General features: G+C 72.3%; 14 protein-coding genes, 2 tRNA genes and 2 pseudogenes. 15 read left to right on the top strand and 3 right to left on the bottom strand.

All coding sequences use genetic code 11. From position 1 onward, the window contains the following. The 5 genes from ABZ079_RS06285 (at window position 1) to ABZ079_RS06265 (ending at window position 3,669) form a co-directional block, all read left to right on the top strand. Window positions 1-210, top strand: a complete 210-nt coding sequence (locus ABZ079_RS06285) for an excisionase family DNA-binding protein (RefSeq protein WP_356938239.1) — start codon at window positions 1-3, stop codon at window positions 208-210. Continuing rightward, complete coding sequence (locus ABZ079_RS06280) at window positions 210-1,349, top strand: site-specific integrase (RefSeq protein WP_356938238.1); 1,140 nt, start codon at window positions 210-212, stop codon at window positions 1,347-1,349. Before ABZ079_RS06285 ends, ABZ079_RS06280 begins: the two co-directional genes overlap by 1 nt. Before the next feature lie 116 nt (window positions 1,350-1,465). Then, window positions 1,466-1,687 carry a hypothetical protein gene (locus ABZ079_RS06275; RefSeq protein ID WP_356938237.1) on the top strand — a complete coding sequence of 74 codons (222 nt, stop codon included), beginning with the start codon at window positions 1,466-1,468 and terminating at the stop codon, window positions 1,685-1,687. A gap of 567 nt (window positions 1,688-2,254) precedes the next feature. Next, the gene (locus tag ABZ079_RS06270; RefSeq protein WP_356938236.1) at window positions 2,255-2,710 is read left to right on the top strand and encodes a hypothetical protein; all 456 of its coding nucleotides are present in this window, start codon (window positions 2,255-2,257) and stop codon (window positions 2,708-2,710) included. Window positions 2,711-3,021: 311 nt separating this feature from the next. Next, on the top strand, window positions 3,022-3,669 hold the full coding sequence (locus ABZ079_RS06265; protein WP_356938235.1) for a hypothetical protein: 648 nt from the start codon (window positions 3,022-3,024) through the stop codon (window positions 3,667-3,669). Window positions 3,670-3,729: 60 nt separating this feature from the next. On the opposite strand, the gene ABZ079_RS06260 is transcribed toward ABZ079_RS06265, so the two are convergent. After that, entirely contained in the window at window positions 3,730-4,602 is an 873-nt protein-coding gene (locus ABZ079_RS06260) for a bifunctional DNA primase/polymerase (protein ID WP_356938234.1), read from the bottom strand. 379 nt (window positions 4,603-4,981) lie between these two features. Here ABZ079_RS06260 and ABZ079_RS06255 point away from each other — a divergent pair, with 379 nt between their 5' ends. The 7 genes and pseudogenes from ABZ079_RS06255 to ABZ079_RS06225 all read left to right on the top strand — a co-directional run. Further along, on the top strand, window positions 4,982-5,233 hold the full coding sequence (locus ABZ079_RS06255; protein ID WP_356938233.1) for a hypothetical protein: 252 nt from the start codon (window positions 4,982-4,984) through the stop codon (window positions 5,231-5,233). A gap of 2 nt (window positions 5,234-5,235) precedes the next feature. Continuing rightward, window positions 5,236-6,153, top strand: coding sequence for a bifunctional MaoC family dehydratase N-terminal/OB-fold nucleic acid binding domain-containing protein (locus ABZ079_RS06250; protein ID WP_356938232.1), 918 nt, complete (start codon window positions 5,236-5,238; stop codon window positions 6,151-6,153). A 52-nt stretch (window positions 6,154-6,205) separates the two neighbouring features. Beyond that, window positions 6,206-6,583: pseudogene (locus tag ABZ079_RS06245) on the top strand (MaoC/PaaZ C-terminal domain-containing protein); the annotation flags it as partial. A 245-nt stretch (window positions 6,584-6,828) separates the two neighbouring features. Further along, complete coding sequence (locus ABZ079_RS06240; RefSeq protein ID WP_356938231.1) at window positions 6,829-7,995, top strand: lipid-transfer protein; 1,167 nt, start codon at window positions 6,829-6,831, stop codon at window positions 7,993-7,995. Between the two features lie 169 nt (window positions 7,996-8,164). Beyond that, window positions 8,165-8,755, top strand: coding sequence for a SigE family RNA polymerase sigma factor (locus ABZ079_RS06235; protein WP_356938230.1), 591 nt, complete (start codon window positions 8,165-8,167; stop codon window positions 8,753-8,755). A 99-nt stretch (window positions 8,756-8,854) separates the two neighbouring features. Continuing rightward, window positions 8,855-10,510, top strand: coding sequence for a long-chain fatty acid--CoA ligase (locus ABZ079_RS06230; protein ID WP_356938229.1), 1,656 nt, complete (start codon window positions 8,855-8,857; stop codon window positions 10,508-10,510). A 39-nt stretch (window positions 10,511-10,549) separates the two neighbouring features. Beyond that, a pseudogene (locus ABZ079_RS06225) lies at window positions 10,550-10,864 on the top strand (TetR/AcrR family transcriptional regulator); the annotation flags it as partial. A 21-nt stretch (window positions 10,865-10,885) separates the two neighbouring features. Here the strand turns inward: ABZ079_RS06225 and ABZ079_RS06220 are convergent. Then, window positions 10,886-15,589 carry a PAS domain-containing protein gene (locus tag ABZ079_RS06220; RefSeq protein ID WP_356938228.1) on the bottom strand — a complete coding sequence of 1,568 codons (4,704 nt, stop codon included), beginning with the start codon at window positions 15,587-15,589 and terminating at the stop codon, window positions 10,886-10,888. A gap of 270 nt (window positions 15,590-15,859) precedes the next feature. Beyond that, window positions 15,860-16,357: an SSI family serine proteinase inhibitor gene (locus ABZ079_RS06215; RefSeq protein WP_356938227.1), complete on the bottom strand. Its 498-nt coding sequence runs from the start codon at window positions 16,355-16,357 to the stop codon at window positions 15,860-15,862. A 230-nt stretch (window positions 16,358-16,587) separates the two neighbouring features. Here ABZ079_RS06215 and ABZ079_RS06210 point away from each other — a divergent pair. The 3 genes from ABZ079_RS06210 (at window position 16,588) to ABZ079_RS06200 (ending at window position 17,619) form a co-directional block, all read left to right on the top strand. Continuing rightward, window positions 16,588-16,678 (top strand) — tRNA-Ser (locus ABZ079_RS06210). Between the two features lie 216 nt (window positions 16,679-16,894). Continuing rightward, window positions 16,895-16,967: transfer RNA gene (locus tag ABZ079_RS06205), tRNA-Arg, on the top strand. A 163-nt stretch (window positions 16,968-17,130) separates the two neighbouring features. Continuing rightward, window positions 17,131-17,619: a hypothetical protein gene (locus ABZ079_RS06200; protein ID WP_356938226.1), complete on the top strand. Its 489-nt coding sequence runs from the start codon at window positions 17,131-17,133 to the stop codon at window positions 17,617-17,619. The last annotated feature ends 77 nt before the right edge of the window (window positions 17,620-17,696 follow it).

Below are 17,696 nucleotides of genomic sequence, written 5' to 3'. Positions count from 1 at the left end.
ATGGACCGACTGCTCGACGTGCGGGAGGTCGCCGAACGCCTCGGCACTGGCGTGCGGTTCGCGCGTCGCCTCATCGAGGAACGCCGCATCACCTTCGTGAAGGTCGGCCGCCACGTCCGCATCCCTGAGAGCGCGGTTGAGGCGTACGTGACTGCCAACACGGTGCAGCCGGTCGTGCTGCGGCCGACGGGTCTGAGGAGGGCTGCCTGATGCCGGGCAAGCGCAAGTCCCGCCGGACCTTCGGCCGTGTCCGCAAGCTTCCGTCCGGCCGCTTCCAAGCCCGGTACCCGGGGCCTGACGGCGTACTCCGGCCTGCGGACAGGACGTTCGCCACCTCGACGGACGCTGACCGATGGCTCTCGAAGAAGCGCATCGAGATCGAAGATGGGCGCTGGCTCGACCCTGCCGAGGGACAGACGACCGTACGAGACTGGGCGGCTCGCTGGCTCGCTGCCGTCTCTCCACAGCTCAAGCACAAGACGCAAGCGTCCTACCGGTCCCTGATCAACTCGCTGATCAATCCGGCGTTGGGGGACCGCGAGTTGTCGAGCCTCCGGCCGATCACGATCACTGAGTGGGTTGGCGGCATGAAGACGAAGGGTCTGAGCGCTTCCCGTATCCGCCAGGCGTACCGGGTCCTGTCGCAGATCATGCGGGCGGCGGTCGACAACGACATGATCCCGCAGACACCGTGCCGGGGCGTGAAGCTGCCGAGGATGCCTCAGACGGAGCCGCACATCCTCACCCCGCTGGAGGCGTCCCAGATCGTGCGGAGTGCCGCCAAGCCGCATGACCTGCTGATCGCGCTTCTCGCGTACGCAGGGCTCCGGGTCGGTGAAGCGTTCGCCCTCCGGCGGGTGGACATCGACGTGTCCGGCGGCTTCGTCCTGGTCGACGAGAACCTGGCCGAAGCCAACGGCACCTTGGTCTTCGACACCCCGAAGTCGCACCAGAAGCGGCTCCTTCGGGTCGGTCCGTCGCTCGCCAAGCGGCTCGGCCGGCACCTCGAGAGCCTGCCCGGCGGGGATGACGCGCTTCTGTTCACGACGCCTGGCGGCAAGCCGCTGCGCTACAACCAGTGGCGCAAGGCGTACTTCGACCCCGCTGTGTCGGCGGCCGGGCTGACCGACGTCACCCCGCATGATCTCCGCGCCTCGCACGGGACGTGGGTCGCCGACCGGTACGGCGTGATGACCGCCGCTCACCGGCTCGGCCACTCGAACGCGAGCGTCACCACCCGGCACTACGCTCGTCCGGTCGCCGGTCGCGATGATCAGGTGGCGGAAGCGGCCGATGCATGGCTCGGAGGGCATGAAGGGATCGGCTCTCGCGAAGATGAGCCGCTCTGAGACGCCGTGCTCTTGTGACGCCCCTGGCCAGACCAACGGTCAGGGGCGTTGCGCTGTGCCGCAGTGTCCAATTCCCGTCTATGCGCTGTGCATATGCGCCGATACTCTGCGTGCCCATGGGGAAAGTAGTGCGTCTGTACTGGGGATACATGGTGGCTGCTGCCTTGGTCGTTGCCTGGAGCCAGCAATGGGCCTTGCAGGTGATCGTGGCTCTGTCACTCGGCGTCTCGCTCTATGCCGCCTTCCAGGTGCCGGTCTGGTGTGGAGCGGTTAACCGAGACGGGCAGACCTACTGCCGCAACAACGCCTATGGCGTGCGCGCTGTGACTGGCGGCTGAGCGTGGGCACGATCGTGTGCCTGGGGCACGTAGAGGGCACGACAAGCACGGTTGCGACTGCAGCGGCCCGGTTTCGTTGGTCTGACCTGCGTGGCAGCGGAGATGCCGCCCGACCGCCGAAAGGTCTTGAAAACCGTCGTGGCAGCGATGTCACCGTGGGTTCAAATCCCACACCCACCGCCAGCAGGTCAGAGACCTAGCAGGTCTGAAGGGGTGCAGCTCTCCGGAGCGGCACCCCTTCCGCATGACCTTGTCTCACCTCGGCTCGCCGGTTTCCCACCCCTGACCAGTGCGTGCGGCCAACCTGCGGCCAGGAACCAGGGCCCGTCGGCCCCCGTCATCGTGCTCCGCCAACCCCTGCTCGATCAGGGCGTTCATCTCGGCTTCCTCGCCCTCCAGCACCTTGGCTTAGTAGCGCCAGCGAGGCGGTTCTGCCCACCCTTCTCGCGCCTCCTCTCGAAGGGGCGGTATCCGAACGCTAGTTGAGCGTGCGTGAGATCCAGCCAGCCGGCGCTAAAGTGATCATCTCGTAGCTCAGTTCTCCTGAGCTCGTTCTTTGGGGGATTCATGCGTCTCAAGCACACTCTGGCTGCCTCTGCGGCGGTGGCTCTGGCCGCCGTGCTCGTCCCGGCCGCCGCCACGCCTGCCGCCGCTGCCGCGCCGACCACGTCGGCCAGCGTGCGGGCGACGGACTACTCGTACTCCGGCCGCGTGGACATCGGCTGGCGGCTGCGGCCGTACAGCCTGGACCCCGTCACGATCCACGTCGAGGACACCGCGACCGACGGCTACGCCATCGGTGCCCGCCTGATCACCAACGGCGACAACGGCCATATCGTGTGGCGGATGCGGACCATTCCGTCGGGCCAGGACACCGCGACGTGGACGACGTACGCCGCGCCGGGCGGCTACATCAACAACGCCTACATCGAGGTCTGCAAGATCAAGGTGAGCACCGGTGTCATCTCGCACTGCGAGTCCTCGTCGGTGATGGACAATCCGTTCGACGACTCCTCGATGTGACGCGAGAGGACTGACTGGCGGTGACGGGCGGTGCGGGGTGACGGTGGCCCGCACCACCCGGGGGCCGGGCCACCGGGCGGATACGGCCGCCGGTCGCTGACCGGGCGAACCGGCCCGGGGCCGTCGCTGTTGCCGCAGACGGAGGGCATGGGGGTGGCCTGGTCCCGTCACGTGATCCGGGCCCGGTGACGGCACTGTCCCGAGTCCGTGACACAAGCTCTCTCGGTGGTGCGGTCGCGCGCGGCGGGGCGGTACGGTCCGGATCCGGGTGTGGCCGGTCGGGCCGCCCGTGACCAGGGGGGACGTCCCAGATGAACGCCCATCGCTTCAGACCCGTCGTCATCACGTTCGCGGCCGTCGCGCTGGCCGCCGTGCTCACCGGCTGCCAGGGGGACGACTCCGCCGCGGGGGCCGACGGCGCGCCGGGCCCCGGCGTGACGGCCGGTTCGGCGCCCGGAAAGGCCGGCCACGGCACGGGCGCCAAGCGCGGGGGCAAGGGCGGGGCTCCGGCACGTTCGGGTGGGACCGTGGCCGCGACCCCCGCCGCCAAGGTCACCGAACCGGCCGGGACCACGGCACCGGCCGCCGACTGCGTCAGCGAGGCGCCGGACCCGGACCACGCCGACCCGGACGAGTTCGCCCTCTACCGCGTCGAGGAACTCGACGGCAGCACCGGCAAGGTGAACCTCGTCCTCCGGCACGGCGCCTGGGGTTGCCCTGGCGAGGACGGCGAGGCCGCGCCATTCGTCGTCACCGGCGAGGACAGCCGCTGGGCCCTCGACCAGGCCGCGTACGTCACCGCCACCAACCCCATCACCGACAGCAGCGAGAACCGGCGCATCGGCGTGGGCGAGCTGATCGACTGGGTCAAGGCGCATCCCGACTCCGGCCTGGTGTTCAGGTACGAGACCGGCGCCGACGGTTCCATCGACCGCCTTCAGCAGGTCTACGCGCCGTAGCCCTCCCGACGTCGTCGATCGGCACCTCTGGCACGCGGCGCGCCTCCCGTTCCCGCCCTCTCAAGGCCGGTGCCCCGTCATCCGCGCCGCCGAGGCGATCGTCGCGCGGGCCTCGCGTTCGGTCAGGCCGGTGTTGAGGGCCGCCTCGGTCAGGGGGTCGGCCAGGGCGGGGCCGATGCCGTTCTCGTACGCGCGGCACGCCGCCCAGAACAGGCGGGTGTTGCGCTGGCCCTCGTGGGCGGAGAGGACGAAGTGGACCAGCCCGCGGCCGTGGTCGCCGGCCGCGGGCGGAGCCGGGTGGCTGCTGCGGGGCGGGGGCAGAAGCAGGCGTAGCAGGGACGACGGGCAGGCGGCGGGGGGCAGGTGCGCGGTGCCGGGAGCGGTGGCGTAGACGCCGTGGCCGGTGCGGGAGCCGGGGCCCACGAGGTAGCCACCGGCTCCCCGGATGTCGATGCCGGGGGCGAGTCGGCCGGCCGAGTTCGGTACGACGACGTCCGGTGGGCCGGTCAGCCACAGATGCCGGCCGCCGCTCGGGGTGAGGACGACGACCGTCTCCGGGATCGTGAACAGATGGCGGAGGGCCAGCTCGCGCTGGGCGACCGAGGAGTCCGTGCCGGACTTGATGTCCAGGTCGACGCCGATCAGGTGGTACGGGGGCAACCCGCAGGCGATGCCGTAGCCGGTGGCCCAGGGCGCGGCGGTGAAGAGTTCGCGGATGCGGACGGGGTCGGTGGAGGCGTCGTAGACGCCGTGTCCGAAGCGGCCGCACTCGCCGTGGCACCGTGCTCCCGCCGGATCGGGGTCGGTGCGGTGGGGTGAGCGCAGGGCCGGGAGTTTCGTCCGGGACAGGGGGATGACGGCCAGTCCGCGTTCGGCGGCTGACAGGGCGTGCGCGAGGGCCAGCGTCGTGGCCTGCCGGTCGATGGTGGCCATGGAACTATGTTCGTACAGGTGTTCGAAAAAGGGAAGGGCTTGTGGCGCGCCGAGGTGGGCGGAGGCGGCCGAACGGAGCGCTGGAACGATTCACCTTGTGGCGCTGCCCGGGGGTGGGTCCGCGGTTGTCCGTGCTGCGCTGCAAGCGGGGGTGAAGGGTGGCGATGCGGGTTTGCGTACTTCCGGCCCCAGGGGCCGCGCGCGGCGGTACTGCGGTACCGCCGCGCAGGCGGTTCCCGGGTGCGTGGGCTCCCGGTTGACCGAAGCGGGCGCCCTCCGGTCGACCCGACGTTCACGGCCGTCCTTGACACCCCCTCCTATCTGACGGACAGTCAGAAACTGAATTCCCGTCGGGCAACCGTGGCCGGGAGGGTCCGCCGTGCACCTCGCCTCCACCGAGCGGCAACAGCACCAGCGCGCCGAACTCCGCTCCTGCTTCCGGAACCTGCCGCCACAGCGCCAGGGCGCAGCCGCGCGGCGCATCGGCGCCGAGGGCCGGCCGGGACTCGGCTCACCGGTCGAGTACCGCGGTCAAGGGCCAGGCGCGGACGAGCACTTCGCGTTCCTCGACGAGACGCACCCGGCCGGAGCCCCCGTCTCCATGGTGACGCTGACGAGGGGGCGGAGGTGACCATGGCAGGGGTGGATCCGGATGAACCGGGCGTGCGGCTCGCGGCGTACGAGGGGCTCCCGGCCGCCGTCGCCGGGGTGGGCAAGGACCCGGTGAACGCGCCGATGATCCGGCACTGGTGCGAGGCGATGGGCGACACCAACCCGGCGTATTCCGGCCCGGACGCCATCGCCCCGCCCACCATGCTGCAGGTCTGGACGATGGGCGGCCTCTCCGGCCACGAGAGCCGCACGGGGGCCTACGACGAACTCCTCGGCCTGCTCGACGCCTCGGGGTGCACGTCCGTGGTGGCCACCGACTGCGAGCAGGAGTATCTACGGCCCCTGCGTCCGGGCGACGAGGTCACGTTCGATTCGGTGATCGAGTCGGTCTCCGGCCGCAAGACGACGAGGCTGGGCACCGGATATTTCGTCACGACCCGCACCGACGTCCGGGTCGGCGGCGAACTGGTGGGCACCCACCGCTTCCGCATCCTCAAGTACGCTCCCAGGCGCACCGGCCCCCGGGCGCGGCGTCCCCGCCCGGTGGTCAACCGGGACAACGCGGAATTCTGGCAGGGCGTGGCCGAGCACAGACTCCTCGTCCAGCGCTGCAGGGACTGCGGCACCCTGCGCCACCCCTGGCTGCCGGGCTGCAACGCCTGCGGTGGCCTGGACTGGGACACGATCGAGGCGAGCGGCGCGGGCACGGTCTACTCGTACGTGGTGATGCACCACCCGCCCTTTCCGGCCTTCGACCCTCCGTACGCCGTCGGCCTGATCGAACTCGCCGAGGGCGTGCGGATGGTGAGCGGCGTGGTGGGCGTGCCGTACGACAAGGTGCGCGTCGGGCTGCCGGTGCGGGTGGAGTTCCGGACCTACGAGGACGAGGAGGGCGCACTGCTCCTGCCGGTCTTCCGGGTCGTCGGAGGCGAGGGATGACATGGGGCTGGGGGAGTCGATCGCGAGTGGGGAGTGAGGCATGACGACGGCACTGACGGTGGGCGCCGAGCTGCCCCCGCTGGAGATCCCTCTCACGCGCACGCTGATCGTGGCGGGGGCGATCGCGTCCCGGGACTACCAGGACGTGCACCACGACCCGGAGCTGGCCCGGCGGAAGGGCTCGCCTGACGTCTTCATGAACATCCTGACGACGAACGGCCTGGTCGGCAGGTACATCACGGACCATTTCGGCCCGACGGCGGTACTCCGCAAGGTCGCCATCAGACTCGGAGCGCCCAACTACCCGGGGGACACGATGGTGCTGACAGGCACGATCGAACAGGTCGACGGCGACACCGCCACCGTGCGGGTCGCCGGCTCCAACGGCATCGGCGGACATGTGACGGGCACGGTCACGGTCACGGTCCCGGCGCCGGTACCACTCCTGGGCGCGGCACAGGGACCCGCCGGGGCCTCGCCGCCCCATCCGGCGCCCCTCCCGGACGCGGCGCCCGTCCCCGACCCGGCGGCCGCCCCTGTCCCGGCGCCCGTCCCGGACGCGGTGGGCACCCCCGCCCCGGAGGTCACGCAAGGCAACGAGACCGCCCCGGCCCCGGCGCCCGCCCCTGAGGCCACCCGAGCCCCGAACACCATCCCGGCCCCTGAGGCCACCCCATGAGCGTGCGCACCCGGGACACCCTTGGCGGCCGGGCGGCGATCGCCGGTATCGGGGCCACCGAGTTCTCCAAGGACTCCGGGCGCAGCGAGTTGCGGCTGGCGGTGGAGGCGGTGCGGGCCGCGCTCGACGACGCGGGCCTCACGCCGGCCGAGGTGGACGGGCTCGTGACGTTCACGATGGACACCAGTCCGGAGATCACGGTGGCCCAGGCCTGCGGGATGGGCGAGCTGTCCTTCTTCTCCCGGATCCACTACGGCGGCGGGGCGGCCTGTGCGACCGTCCAGCAGGCGGCGCTCGCGGTGGCGACGGGCGTCGCGGAGGTGGTGGTCTGCTACCGGGCCTTCAACGAGCGCTCCGGCCGCAGATTCGGCGCCGGCGTGCAGTACCGGGAGCCGTCGGCGGAGGGCGTGGCACTGGGCTGGGCGCTGCCCTTCGGTCTGCTCACGCCGGCCTCCTGGGTCGCGATGACGGCCCAGCGGTATCTGCACGCGTACGGGCTGACGCCGGAGGCGTTCGGGCAGGTGGCCGTGGTGGACCGCAAGCACGCGGCGACCAATCCGGCGGCCTACTTCCACGGACGCCCGATCACGCTCGCCGAGCACGCCGCGTCCCGCTGGATCGTCGAACCGCTGAGACTGCTGGACTGCTGCCAGGAGACCGACGGCGGGCAGGCGATCGTCGTCACCTCGGTGGAACGGGCCCGTGACCTGCCGCATCCGCCCGCCGTGATCGCGGCTGCGGCCCAGGGAGCCGGCCGGGCCCAGGAGCAGATGACCGGTTTCTACCGGGACGATCTGACCGGCCTGCCGGAGATGGGCGTGGTGGCCCGCCAGCTGTGGCGGACGTCCGGGCTCGCTCCCGCCGACATCGACGTGGGAATCCTGTACGACCACTTCACCCCGTTCGTGCTGATGCAGCTGGAGGAGTTCGGGTTCTGCGGAAAAGGGGAGGCGGCGGACTTCGTGGCCGAGGAGCGGCTGCCGCTGAACACGCACGGGGGACAGCTCGGGGAGGCGTATCTGCACGGGATGAACGGCATGGCGGAGGCGGTGCGTCAGCTGCGCGGCACGGCGGTGAACCAGATACCGGGGGCGGCCCGGACCCTGGTGACGGCCGGCACCGGGGTGCCGACATCGGGCCTCGTCCTGGTGGCGGACGGCTAGGTCCGCGGCCTGACCCGCACAGGGAATCAGGGTCGGACCCGCAGACAGGGTGGATTCACCGTCCACCTTCAGGAGGTGGGGCGGGCCCCACCCCTACAACCTGAGGGGGACGCCGCTTCGGGACCTGCGGCCGATCCGCCGGGCCGGGGCCCGCTTCTAGCGTGGGGCCATGACCACACCCGTCTGCACCAGCGCCTCGGCCGCCGCCGCACCAGCGGGACAGACCCTTGCCCACTCCCGGCTTCGACCGGGCGGGGGGACCCCCACGTATCCGTCGTTCGCGTCGTACGTGAGAGCCCGCCAGCCGGTTCTGCTGCGTACCGCGCGCTCGCTGACCGCGAACCCCTGCGATGCCGAGGATCTGCTGCAGACCGCGCTCGCCAAGACCTATGTGGCGTGGGAACGGATCGAGGACCAGCGGGCGCTCGACGGCTATGTGCGCCGGGCGCTGCTCAACACGCGCACCTCACAGTGGCGCAAGCGCAGGGTCGACGAGTTCGCCTGCGACGAGCTGCCCGAGCCGGAGCCCGCGCCCGGCGACGACCCGGCCGAGCGGCAGGCGCTGCACGACGCCATGTGGCGTGCGGTCATGAAGTTGCCGGCGCGGCAGCGGGCGATGGTCGTCCTGCGGTACTACGAGGATCTCAGCGAGGCGCAGACCGCCGAGGTGCTCGGAGTATCCGTGGGTACGGTGAAGTCGGCGGTGTCCCGGGCGCTCGGCAAGCTGCGCGAGGACCCCGAGCTGGTACTGGCGCGCTAGGACCCAATTTCTCTTCCCCTAGTGACATACCGCGCGGTATGTGCGCAGAATCAGCGCAACCTCTACCACCGCGTAGGCAATGTCGCCCGGGAGGACGCCGTGCTGAGCACCATGCAGGACGTACCGCTGACCGTCACCCGCATCCTCATGCATGGGGTGCTGGTGCACGGACGGTCCCAGATCACCACCTGGACCGGGGAGGCCGAGCCGCAGCGGCGCAGTTTCGCCGAGGCCGGGGTGCGGGCGGTACAGCTGGCCAACGCACTGCGCGACGAACTCGGTGTCCGGGGTGACGACCGGGTGGCCACGCTGATGTGGAACAACGCCGAGCACGTCGAAGCGTACTTCGCGATCCCTTCCATGGGCGCGGTGCTGCACACGCTCAACCTGCGGCTGCCCGCCGAGCAGCTGGTGTGGATCGTCAACCACGCGGCCGACAAGGTCGTCATCGTCAACGGCTCACTGATCCCGCTGCTCGCGCCGCTGCTGCCGAAGCTGCCGACGGTCGAGCACGTCGTCGTCTCCGGGCCCGGCGACCGCTCCCCGCTGCACGGCACGCATGCCCGGGTCCACGAGTACGAGGAACTGATCGCCGGCCGGCCCACCACCTACGACTGGCCGGAGCTGGACGAACGCCAGGCCGCCGCCATGTGCTACACCTCCGGCACCACCGGAGACCCCAAGGGCGTGGTGTACAGCCACCGTTCGATCTATCTGCACTCCATGCAGGTCAACATGACCGAGTCGATGGGCCTGACCGACCAGGACACCTCTCTGGTCGTGGTGCCCCAGTTCCACGTCAACGCCTGGGGCCTGCCGCACGCCACGTTCATGACCGGCGTCAACATGCTGATGCCGGACCGATTCCTGCAGCCCGCACCGCTCGCCGAGATGATCGAGCGGGAGAAGCCGACCCACGCGGCCGCCGTGCCGACCATCTGGCAGGGCCTGCTCGTCGAGCTGCACGGCAGACCGCGTGACGTCTCCTCCCTCACCCAGGTCACCATCGGCGGCTCGGCCTGTCCGCCCTCCCTGATGGAGGCCTTCGACCGGCTCGGCATGCGGGTCTGCCACGCCTGGGGCATGACGGAGACCTCCCCGCTGGGCACGGTGGCCCGCCCGCCGGCCCACGCGGTCGGCACCGAGGAGGAGTTCGCCTACCGCCTCACCCAGGGCCGCTTCCCGGCCGGCGTCGAGGGCCGCCTCACCGGCCCCGGCGGCGAGCGCCTGCCCTGGGACGGCGAGTCGGCGGGCGAGCTGGAGGTGCGCGGCAACTGGATCGCGGGCGCCTACTACAACGGTCCCGACGCCGAACCGCTGCGCCCCGCCGACAAGTTCAGCGAGGACGGCTGGCTGAAGACCGGCGATGTCGGCACCATCTCCCCGGACGGCTTCCTCACCCTCACCGACCGCGCCAAGGACGTCATCAAGTCCGGTGGTGAGTGGATCTCCTCGGTGGAGCTGGAGAACGCGCTGATGTCCCACCCGGACGTCGCCGAGGCCGCGGTGGTCGCCGTACCCGACGAGAAGTGGGGCGAGCGCCCGCTGGCCACGGTCGTCCTCAAGGAGGGCGCGACCGCCGACTTCAAGACGCTGCGTGCCTTCCTCGCCGAGGAGGCCAGCATCGCCAAGTGGCAGCTGCCCGAGCGCTGGACGGTGATCGAGTCGGTGCCGAAGACGAGCGTGGGGAAGTTCGACAAGAAGGTGCTGCGCAGGCAGTACGCGGACGGGCAACTGGACGTCACCCGGCTCTGACCGGGGCCGTGCGCAGGGCGGCACCCTTCCCGCCCGGCGCACGCCGCCCACCCGGAACTGCTGCGCCTGCTCTTCTGGGAGGGCGGCGAGTACGGCACCGCCGAACTGCCCGACGAGACGGAACGCCAGGAGCACTACGCCCGCGAGGTCGCCGCCATCGCCGGCGGCCAGGCCCGGGGCGTGAACACCGACGCGATCCCGGCCGGCGACCCGCTGTTCCTGCTGGTGGCGCTCGCCGACCGGGTCATCGTCGTCCCTGAGATGCGGCGCATCCTCACGGGCACGGAGGACCCCGACCGCGACCGCCTGCGGGCCTGCGTCAAGGAGGCGGTCCGCAGACTCGTCGCCCGCTGAAGCGGACCCCCGTCGTCCTGATCAGTTGGTCCCGATCCGGGCCAGCAGGTCCACGATCCGCGTCTGCACCTCGGTGCTGGTGGACCGTTCGGCGAGGAACAGCACCGTCTCGCCCGAGGCCAGCCGGGGCAGGTCGGCCTGGTCGACGGCGGCGGTGTAGACGACGAGCGGAGTGCGGTTGAGCTGCCCGTTCGCCCGCAGCCAGTCGATGATCCCGGTGAACCCGGCCCGCCGCCGGTGCACCTGCATCAGGTCCATCACCACGAGATTCGGCCGGAACTGCCCCGCCAGCGTCACCGCGTCGTCGTCGTTCGCGGCCCGCGCCACCTGCATCCCGCGCCGCTCCAGCGTCGAGGTCAGGGCCAGCGCGATCTCCGCGTGCTCCTCGATGAGCAGCACCCGTGGCGGATGCTGCTCGCTGTCCCGGGGCGCCAGCGCCTTCAGCAGTACGGCGGGGTCGGCGCCGTACGCCGCCTCGCGCGTGGCCTGCCCGAGCCCGGCCGTGACCAGCACGGGCACTTCCGCGGCCACGGCGGCCTGGCGCAGCGCCTGAAGGGCCGTACGGGTGATGGGCCCGGTCAGCGGGTCCACGAACAGCGCGGCGGGGAAGGCCGCGATCTGTGCGTCGACCTCCTCGCGCGAGTGCACGATGACGGGCCGGTAGCCACGGTCGCTCAGCGCCTGCTGGGTCGTCACGTCCGGCGCGGGCCACACCAGCAGCCGGCGCGGGTTGTCCAGCGGCTCCGGGGGCAGCTCGTCGTCCAGCGGCTGCGGTCGCGGGCTGTCCGCCACCTCGACGGCCCCGCCGGGACCGTCCAGTGGTTCGGGCCCCTCGGCGGCGTTGGGCTCCGGGGCGCCTATGGCGTACGACCGTCCCGCTCCCTCGGTGCCCGGGGCGAGCCGGGGCTGTCCGGCCGGCGACGGCTGCGGCACGGCCGCCTGCCCGCCGAGCGACGGCTGTGCGGGAGCCGGTTCGGCGGGCGGGTGCGGCCGGGCCGCCTGCTCCGGCTGCGACTCGGCACGGGTGGCCGGATCCGGGGGCGTGCCCAGCTTGCGCCGGCGGCCGGAACCGCCGGGCGCGTGCGGGGGCGGGGTCGCCGTCGGCTGCTGGACCTGCGCGGCCTGCCGCGCGAACGGCACGCCCTGCCCGAGCGTCCGGACACTGATCGCCCGCCCCTGCGTCGAGTTCGGGTCGACAGCGGCTCCTCCGGCTCCCGCGGCCTCGGCGGGCAGCGGCTGCGCGGCCCGCTGCGGCCTGGCAGCGGCGTGCTCCGCGGGCAGCGGGGTGCCGGGTGCCGGGGTGCCGGTCCGGTTCCCCTGCGGTACGGGCGCGCCCGCGCCGGAGGTGTCGCCGGCACCGGGCCACTGGTGGGGGACGGCGGCCACGGGGGCGGTGCCGGGTGTCACCGGCATCTGGCCGGTGACGGACTCCGCGGGCAACGGCTGGGCGGCCGGGGGCGCCACCGGGGTACCGGCGGGCGGGGTGGCGGGCTGTGCCGCAGGGGCCTGCAGAGCCTGGGCGGGGGCCGCCGGTACGGGCCGGCCGGCGGTGCCCTGTGCCGGGACCACGGGAGGGGAAACGGCCATCTGCTGACCGGGTGCGGCGACTCCCGGCTGGGCGCCGGGACCCGGCTGCGCGGGCACCGGGGCCGGAGCGGGCGGCTGCCCCGCGGGTGCGGCGTGGCCGGCCTGGACGGGGACGCCCTGCCCGGCCGTACCCTGCGCCGGAATGCCGTGAGCCGGAGTCCCCGGACCGGGAGTCGACGGTACGGCCGCACTCTGGGGGGCCTGACCGGGAGCGGGCGTGGGCTGCGCGGCTGAAGGAGCCGTCTGCGCCGGAGCCGCCGACGCGGGCAGCGGCTGCGCGACAGCCGCCGCCTCTCCGGGCGCGGTCACCGGTGCAACGGCCTGGGCGGCCTCGGCCGGCTGGGCAACAGCCCGACGGCGCCGACCGGTCGGAGCGCTGGTGGGATGCGGCTGCGGGGGTGTGTGGTCCTCGGCTTGGTCGAGCGGTACGGCGTCGTGCCGGCCGTCGTCACCGGGCACGCCCTCGCCAAGCACGGGCATCGGGGCGGGCACCTGACCCTGCCCGGGCAATGCCCCCGCCTCCGGAACGGCACCGGGAACGGCCCCAGCCATGACGCCGGGAACGGCGTCGGCAACGGCGCCGGGAATCGGCCCGGCTGCCTGCGGCTGCCCTTCGACACCGGCCCCCGGGGCTACCGGCGTACCGGCACCGGGGCCTACGGGCGTACCGGCACCGGCATCCGGGCCCACGGGCGCACCCGCGCCCGGACCCACAGGCGCACCTGGCACCGCCACCCCGCTCGCCTCCGCGTTCGCCGGTCCCGGTTGGCGGTCGGCCTCGGCCGGCGGCAGGGCGAAGACCGTACGGGCGCCACCCGCCTCCTGGGCCGCGGCACGCTCCGCCGCGGCGGCCAGCGCACGCCGGCGCCGCCCGGTCGGCTGCGCACCCTCGGCCGAAGCGCCCTCCGTGCCCGGCACCGCCATCACATCCGGCGTCGGCGCGCCGCCGGCCGCGGGCAGGGCGGGTGGCAGGGCGACCTGCGGGGCGTCCACGTCACGGCGGGCACGGCGGCCCGTGGGCGCGGGCACGCCCTGCGGAGGTACGGTGCCACCGAGCCCCGTACCGGAGGCGGCGGCACCCGCCGCATGCTCGGCGGCCGTCACCACGGAACCCTCGGCCACACCCTCAGCCGCATCCTCGCCCTCACCGGCACCCTCGGCACCGGTCTCGGCGGGCCGGCCACGGCGCCGCCCGGTCCCGCCGGACGCGGCCTCCGGGCTCTCGGCCACGACCGCCACGGCGGCCTCCCCGGCGGGCGCACCGGCACGCCGGCGGCGCCGTCCGGTCGGCACGTGGGCCTCCACCTCACCGGTGGCCTCGCCCGTGCCGGGCACGTCACTCTCCAGGAAGGCGTCCGTGGAGGCCCGCCGGGCCCGCCGCCGTCCGCCACCGGTACCGCCGGTGCCCTGCTCGCCCGCACCGGCCTCCTCCGAGGGCATCTCACCGTCGTCCGGAAGCTGCGCGGCGACCGCCCCGGCACCACCGCCGAGCGGCACCTCGAGCACGTACGCACTACCGCTCATGCCCGGCACCTCGTGCGTCTGGAGCACTCCACCATGGGCGCGCACGATCCCGCGCACGATCGGCTCGTGCACCGGGTCTCCGCCGGCGTAGGGCCCGCGCACCTCGATCCGCGCGACCTCACCGCGCTGCGCGGCGGCGACCACGACGGTGTTGTCCAGGTAACCGCCCGCGGAGAGGGGCGTGTTGCCGGTCGCGTCGACGCCCGCCACATCCGCGACCAGGTGTGCGAGCGCGGTGGCGAGCCGCTGCGGGTCGACCTCGGCCTCGATGGGCGGTGCGTGCACGGCGAACTGCACCCGCCCGGGACCGATCAGTTCCACCGCCCCGTCCACACCGGCGGCGACGACGGCGTCCAGCATCACCTTCGTACGGGTGATGTCCTCGCCGCCCGCGTCCAGCCGCTGGTAGCCGAGGACGTTGTCGATGAGGGTGGTGATGCGCGCGTACCCGGCGGACAGGTGATGCAGCACCTGGTTGGCCTCGGGCCACAGCTGCCCCGCGTCGTCGGCCGCGAGGGCGGACAGCTCGCGCCGCAGCTCGTCCAGCGGGCCGCGCAGCGACTGCCCTAGCAGCGTGAGCAGCTGCTCGTGCCGCCCGGCGAGGGCCTCGTACCGGTCCTTCTCCCGCTCGGCGAGCGCGGCGTACCGCTCCTCGCCGGCGGCCAGCTCCTCCAGGTGCTCCTCGCGGAGTTCCTCCAGCTCGGTGACCTGCCGCTGGCGCAGCGCGGTCAGGTCGGAGGCGTGTTCCTCGGAGAGCCGCTCCAGCTCCTCGGCGTGCGCCTTCTCCAGCGCGGCCTTCTCCTCGGCGAGGGTGTCGTACGGCCGCCGGTCGGCGAAGGTCATGACGGCGCCGACGAGCTGATCGCCGTCGCGCACGGGAGCGGTGGTGAGGTCGACCGAGACCTTCTCGTCACCCTTGGACCACAGCACCTGCCCGCGCACCCGGTGCTTGCGCCCGGAGCGCAGGGTGTCGGCGAGCGGGGACTCCTCGTACGGGAAGGGGGACCCGTCGGCACGGGAGTGCAGCACGAGCGCGTGCAGCTCCTTGCCGCCCAGCTCACCCGCCCGGTACCCCAGGATCTGGGCGGCGGCCGGGTTGACGAGCACGATCCGCCCGTCCGTGTCGGTCCCCACCACCCCTTCCGACGCGGCCCGCAGGATCATCTCGGTCTGCCGCTGCGAGCGGGCCAGCTCCGCCTCGGTGTCGACGGTTCCGGACAGGTCCCGCACGACGAGCATCAGCAGCTCGTCACCGGTGTAGCCGTAACCGTCGTACGCCTGCTGTCCGTTCTCCAGGTTCGCGCTCGTGACCTCGACCGGGAACTCGGTCCCGTCGGTGCGGCGCGCGATCATCCGCGTCGGCTTGGTCCGCCCGCGCGGGTCCATGTGATCGGGACGCCGCATGGATCCGGGGATGAGCCGGGAGTCGAACTGCGGCAGCAGATCGAGCAACCCGCGCCCGACGAGCGCGGTCCCCGGTGCCTCGAAGGCCTCCAGCGCGATGGTGTTGGCGTTGACGACGGTTCCGTTGGCGTTGACCAGGACCAACGCGTCCGGCAGCGCGTCGAGTATGGCTGCGAGGCGAGCAGCGCCTCGGGATGGCCTGCTGCTCACGAGACGCTTCCTCCCTGTTACCGCACCTTGCCGACCGCTCGGGCCATCTTGCCAACCTGCCCGCGGCGTGTCACGCGAGGGAGTCTAAGCGCACGGATTGCGCTCGCGACGCCGGATGAGAGGGACGTCCCACGGGAAAGTGACGGCGAACGTGTGACCGCACGTTTCGGCTACGCGAGACCTTCGCGGGACCTTTACGACACCGGTGTCCCCGCCGGGAGACGTCCCCGGCACCCCCGGCACCCACGACGCCCACGACGTCCATGGCACCTAGGCGGACGCCCCCAGCTCCGGCAGCAGCGGCACCATCCGGTCCCACCGCCCGATCTCGCACCCGTTGCTGCGGTCGTACGTGGCGTCGACCGGGCGCCCGGCCCAGGTGCCGATCACATGGGCGGTGGCCGGCCCGCCGTAGATCAGGGTGCAGGTGCTGTCGGGCGGAACCGGGGCGAAGGGGTCCCGGCCCCACTGGGTGTGCGTGTCGAGCATCCGGCAGGCCCCGGCCACGTCCGGGTGACGGCCGGCACCGGGATGACATGACAGCTCGTACGTCCCGTCCCGCCCGGTCCCGGCGCGCCGGACGACGACGGTGAGGTGATCGCCGCGGTGAGCGGCACTCTGCCGCGGGGCCCGGTCCTCGGGCCGGACGGGCGGTGGCACGGCACCGGCCGCCACGGCGGGTACGGCGGTGAGCGGGACGAGGGACGCGACGGCGGCGAGGGACGACACGAGGACGTGCCGCCCGGTGGCCGGCAGAACAGAAACCATGCCCTGTCCAACGCCCCCGCCCGCCGGACGTTGCGCCGCTCACCCGTCCGCCTGCCTGCCGGCCCCCCCCCGCCGCGTAGCTCTGCCGCCGCGCCGCCGCGCGCCGCGCCGGGGGAAGCCCTTTGCCCTGTGACCCGACTGCCTAGTACCGTGGGGGGCGATTGGTGACACCGCACCCGACTGTGTCATCATCTGCACGCACCACTCACGCTCGCGTGAGCGGTTGTGCTGGAGGCGTCGCCTAGTCCGGTCTATGGCGCCGCACTGCTAATGCGGTTTGGGTCTTAAAGCCCATCGAGGGTTCAAATCCCTCCGCCTCCGCACCGATCCCGAAGCCCCGGTCCCCCAGGACCGGGGCTTCGGTGTTTCCCGGCGTGCTTCCCCGCGTGGCCTCCGCAGCCCCGCTCGGACGTTTGCGCAGGTCACAACGGGTGTGCGAATCGGATTTCACATGACGGCGGCAGTCATGTAATGTTCTTCCTGTCGCCGCGAGCGGGCCGGAAGGGCCGGGAGCGGAGACGGAAAACAAAAGAACAAGCACTCGTAGCTTAACGGATAGAGCATCTGACTACGGATCAGAAGGTTGCAGGTTCGAATCCTGCCGAGTGCACAACAAGCCAGAGGCCCTGTGGAGTGATCCACAGGGCCTCTGGCTTTGCCTTGACGGCAGTGTGACGGCAACCGGCTGATGGGCTGTCCGGTGGGTCACTCCTTGGGTGATCGGCTGGTCCGGGAGGGTCCGGTGAGGCTCGGGCGTGGCACACTCCCGCTCCATGGCTGATCTGGCAACGCAAGTGGTTCCGGTGGCCTCCGCGCTCGCGGGAGTCGCACTGACCCTTGCGGGCAACATGTACCTGGAGCGCAGCAAGTGGCAGCGGACCCGGCATACCGAGCAAGAGGCCCGGTCGCTCCAGGCCTATGCCGATCTTCTGCAAGGTGCGACGGACATCGCACGCACTCTCCGGCAGACTGCCGAACAACTGGACGAGGGGCACAACGTCGACATGCAAGCGATCGTCGCCGCCGTAGATGATCACATAGGCCGACTGCGGCGACAGGGCACGATCGTCAGGCTGGTGGGGCCGCGTAGCGCCTTCGACCTGGTCAAGTCGCTGGAGGACCAGGTGGCACCCATATACCGACTGCTGATCGAGGTCGGGCGCTCAGGTGATGGATCGGCTCTGGTAGAGCCTGCCCGCCGGTTGATGCGAACCCGCGATGAGGTCACCGATCACTTGCGCAGGGCCGGAGGTCTCTCCTGAGCCGTGTCCACCGGGCAGTCCCTGGCGAGTCCGGGGAGGGGGATCGGACGGCCACCGGGACGCCGGCCGCGCCGTGG

It is taken from the genome of Streptomyces sp. NPDC006314 (assembly GCF_040613075.1).
Lineage (GTDB): Bacteria > Actinomycetota > Actinomycetes > Streptomycetales > Streptomycetaceae > Streptomyces.
Note: the sequence above shows the minus strand (reverse complement) of the source record. Positions and strands in the feature narration are given on the sequence as shown.

Excerpts from the sequence above, each read along its gene's own strand:
- ABZ079_RS06285 (WP_356938239.1), top strand. The coding sequence starts at position 1 with ATGGACCGACTGCTCGACGTGCGGGAGGTCGCCGAACGCCTCGGCACT.
- ABZ079_RS06280 (WP_356938238.1), top strand. The coding sequence starts at position 210 with ATGCCGGGCAAGCGCAAGTCCCGCCGGACCTTCGGCCGTGTCCGCAAG.
- ABZ079_RS06275 (WP_356938237.1), top strand. The coding sequence starts at position 1,466 with ATGGGGAAAGTAGTGCGTCTGTACTGGGGATACATGGTGGCTGCTGCC.
- ABZ079_RS06270 (WP_356938236.1), top strand. The coding sequence starts at position 2,255 with ATGCGTCTCAAGCACACTCTGGCTGCCTCTGCGGCGGTGGCTCTGGCC.
- ABZ079_RS06265 (WP_356938235.1), top strand. The coding sequence starts at position 3,022 with ATGAACGCCCATCGCTTCAGACCCGTCGTCATCACGTTCGCGGCCGTC.
- ABZ079_RS06260 (WP_356938234.1), bottom strand. The coding sequence starts at position 4,602 with ATGGCCACCATCGACCGGCAGGCCACGACGCTGGCCCTCGCGCACGCC.
- ABZ079_RS06250 (WP_356938232.1), top strand. The coding sequence starts at position 5,236 with ATGGCAGGGGTGGATCCGGATGAACCGGGCGTGCGGCTCGCGGCGTAC.
- ABZ079_RS06240 (WP_356938231.1), top strand. The coding sequence starts at position 6,829 with ATGAGCGTGCGCACCCGGGACACCCTTGGCGGCCGGGCGGCGATCGCC.
- ABZ079_RS06235 (WP_356938230.1), top strand. The coding sequence starts at position 8,165 with ATGACCACACCCGTCTGCACCAGCGCCTCGGCCGCCGCCGCACCAGCG.
- ABZ079_RS06215 (WP_356938227.1), bottom strand. The coding sequence starts at position 16,357 with ATGGTTTCTGTTCTGCCGGCCACCGGGCGGCACGTCCTCGTGTCGTCC.
- ABZ079_RS06200 (WP_356938226.1), top strand. The coding sequence starts at position 17,131 with ATGGCTGATCTGGCAACGCAAGTGGTTCCGGTGGCCTCCGCGCTCGCG.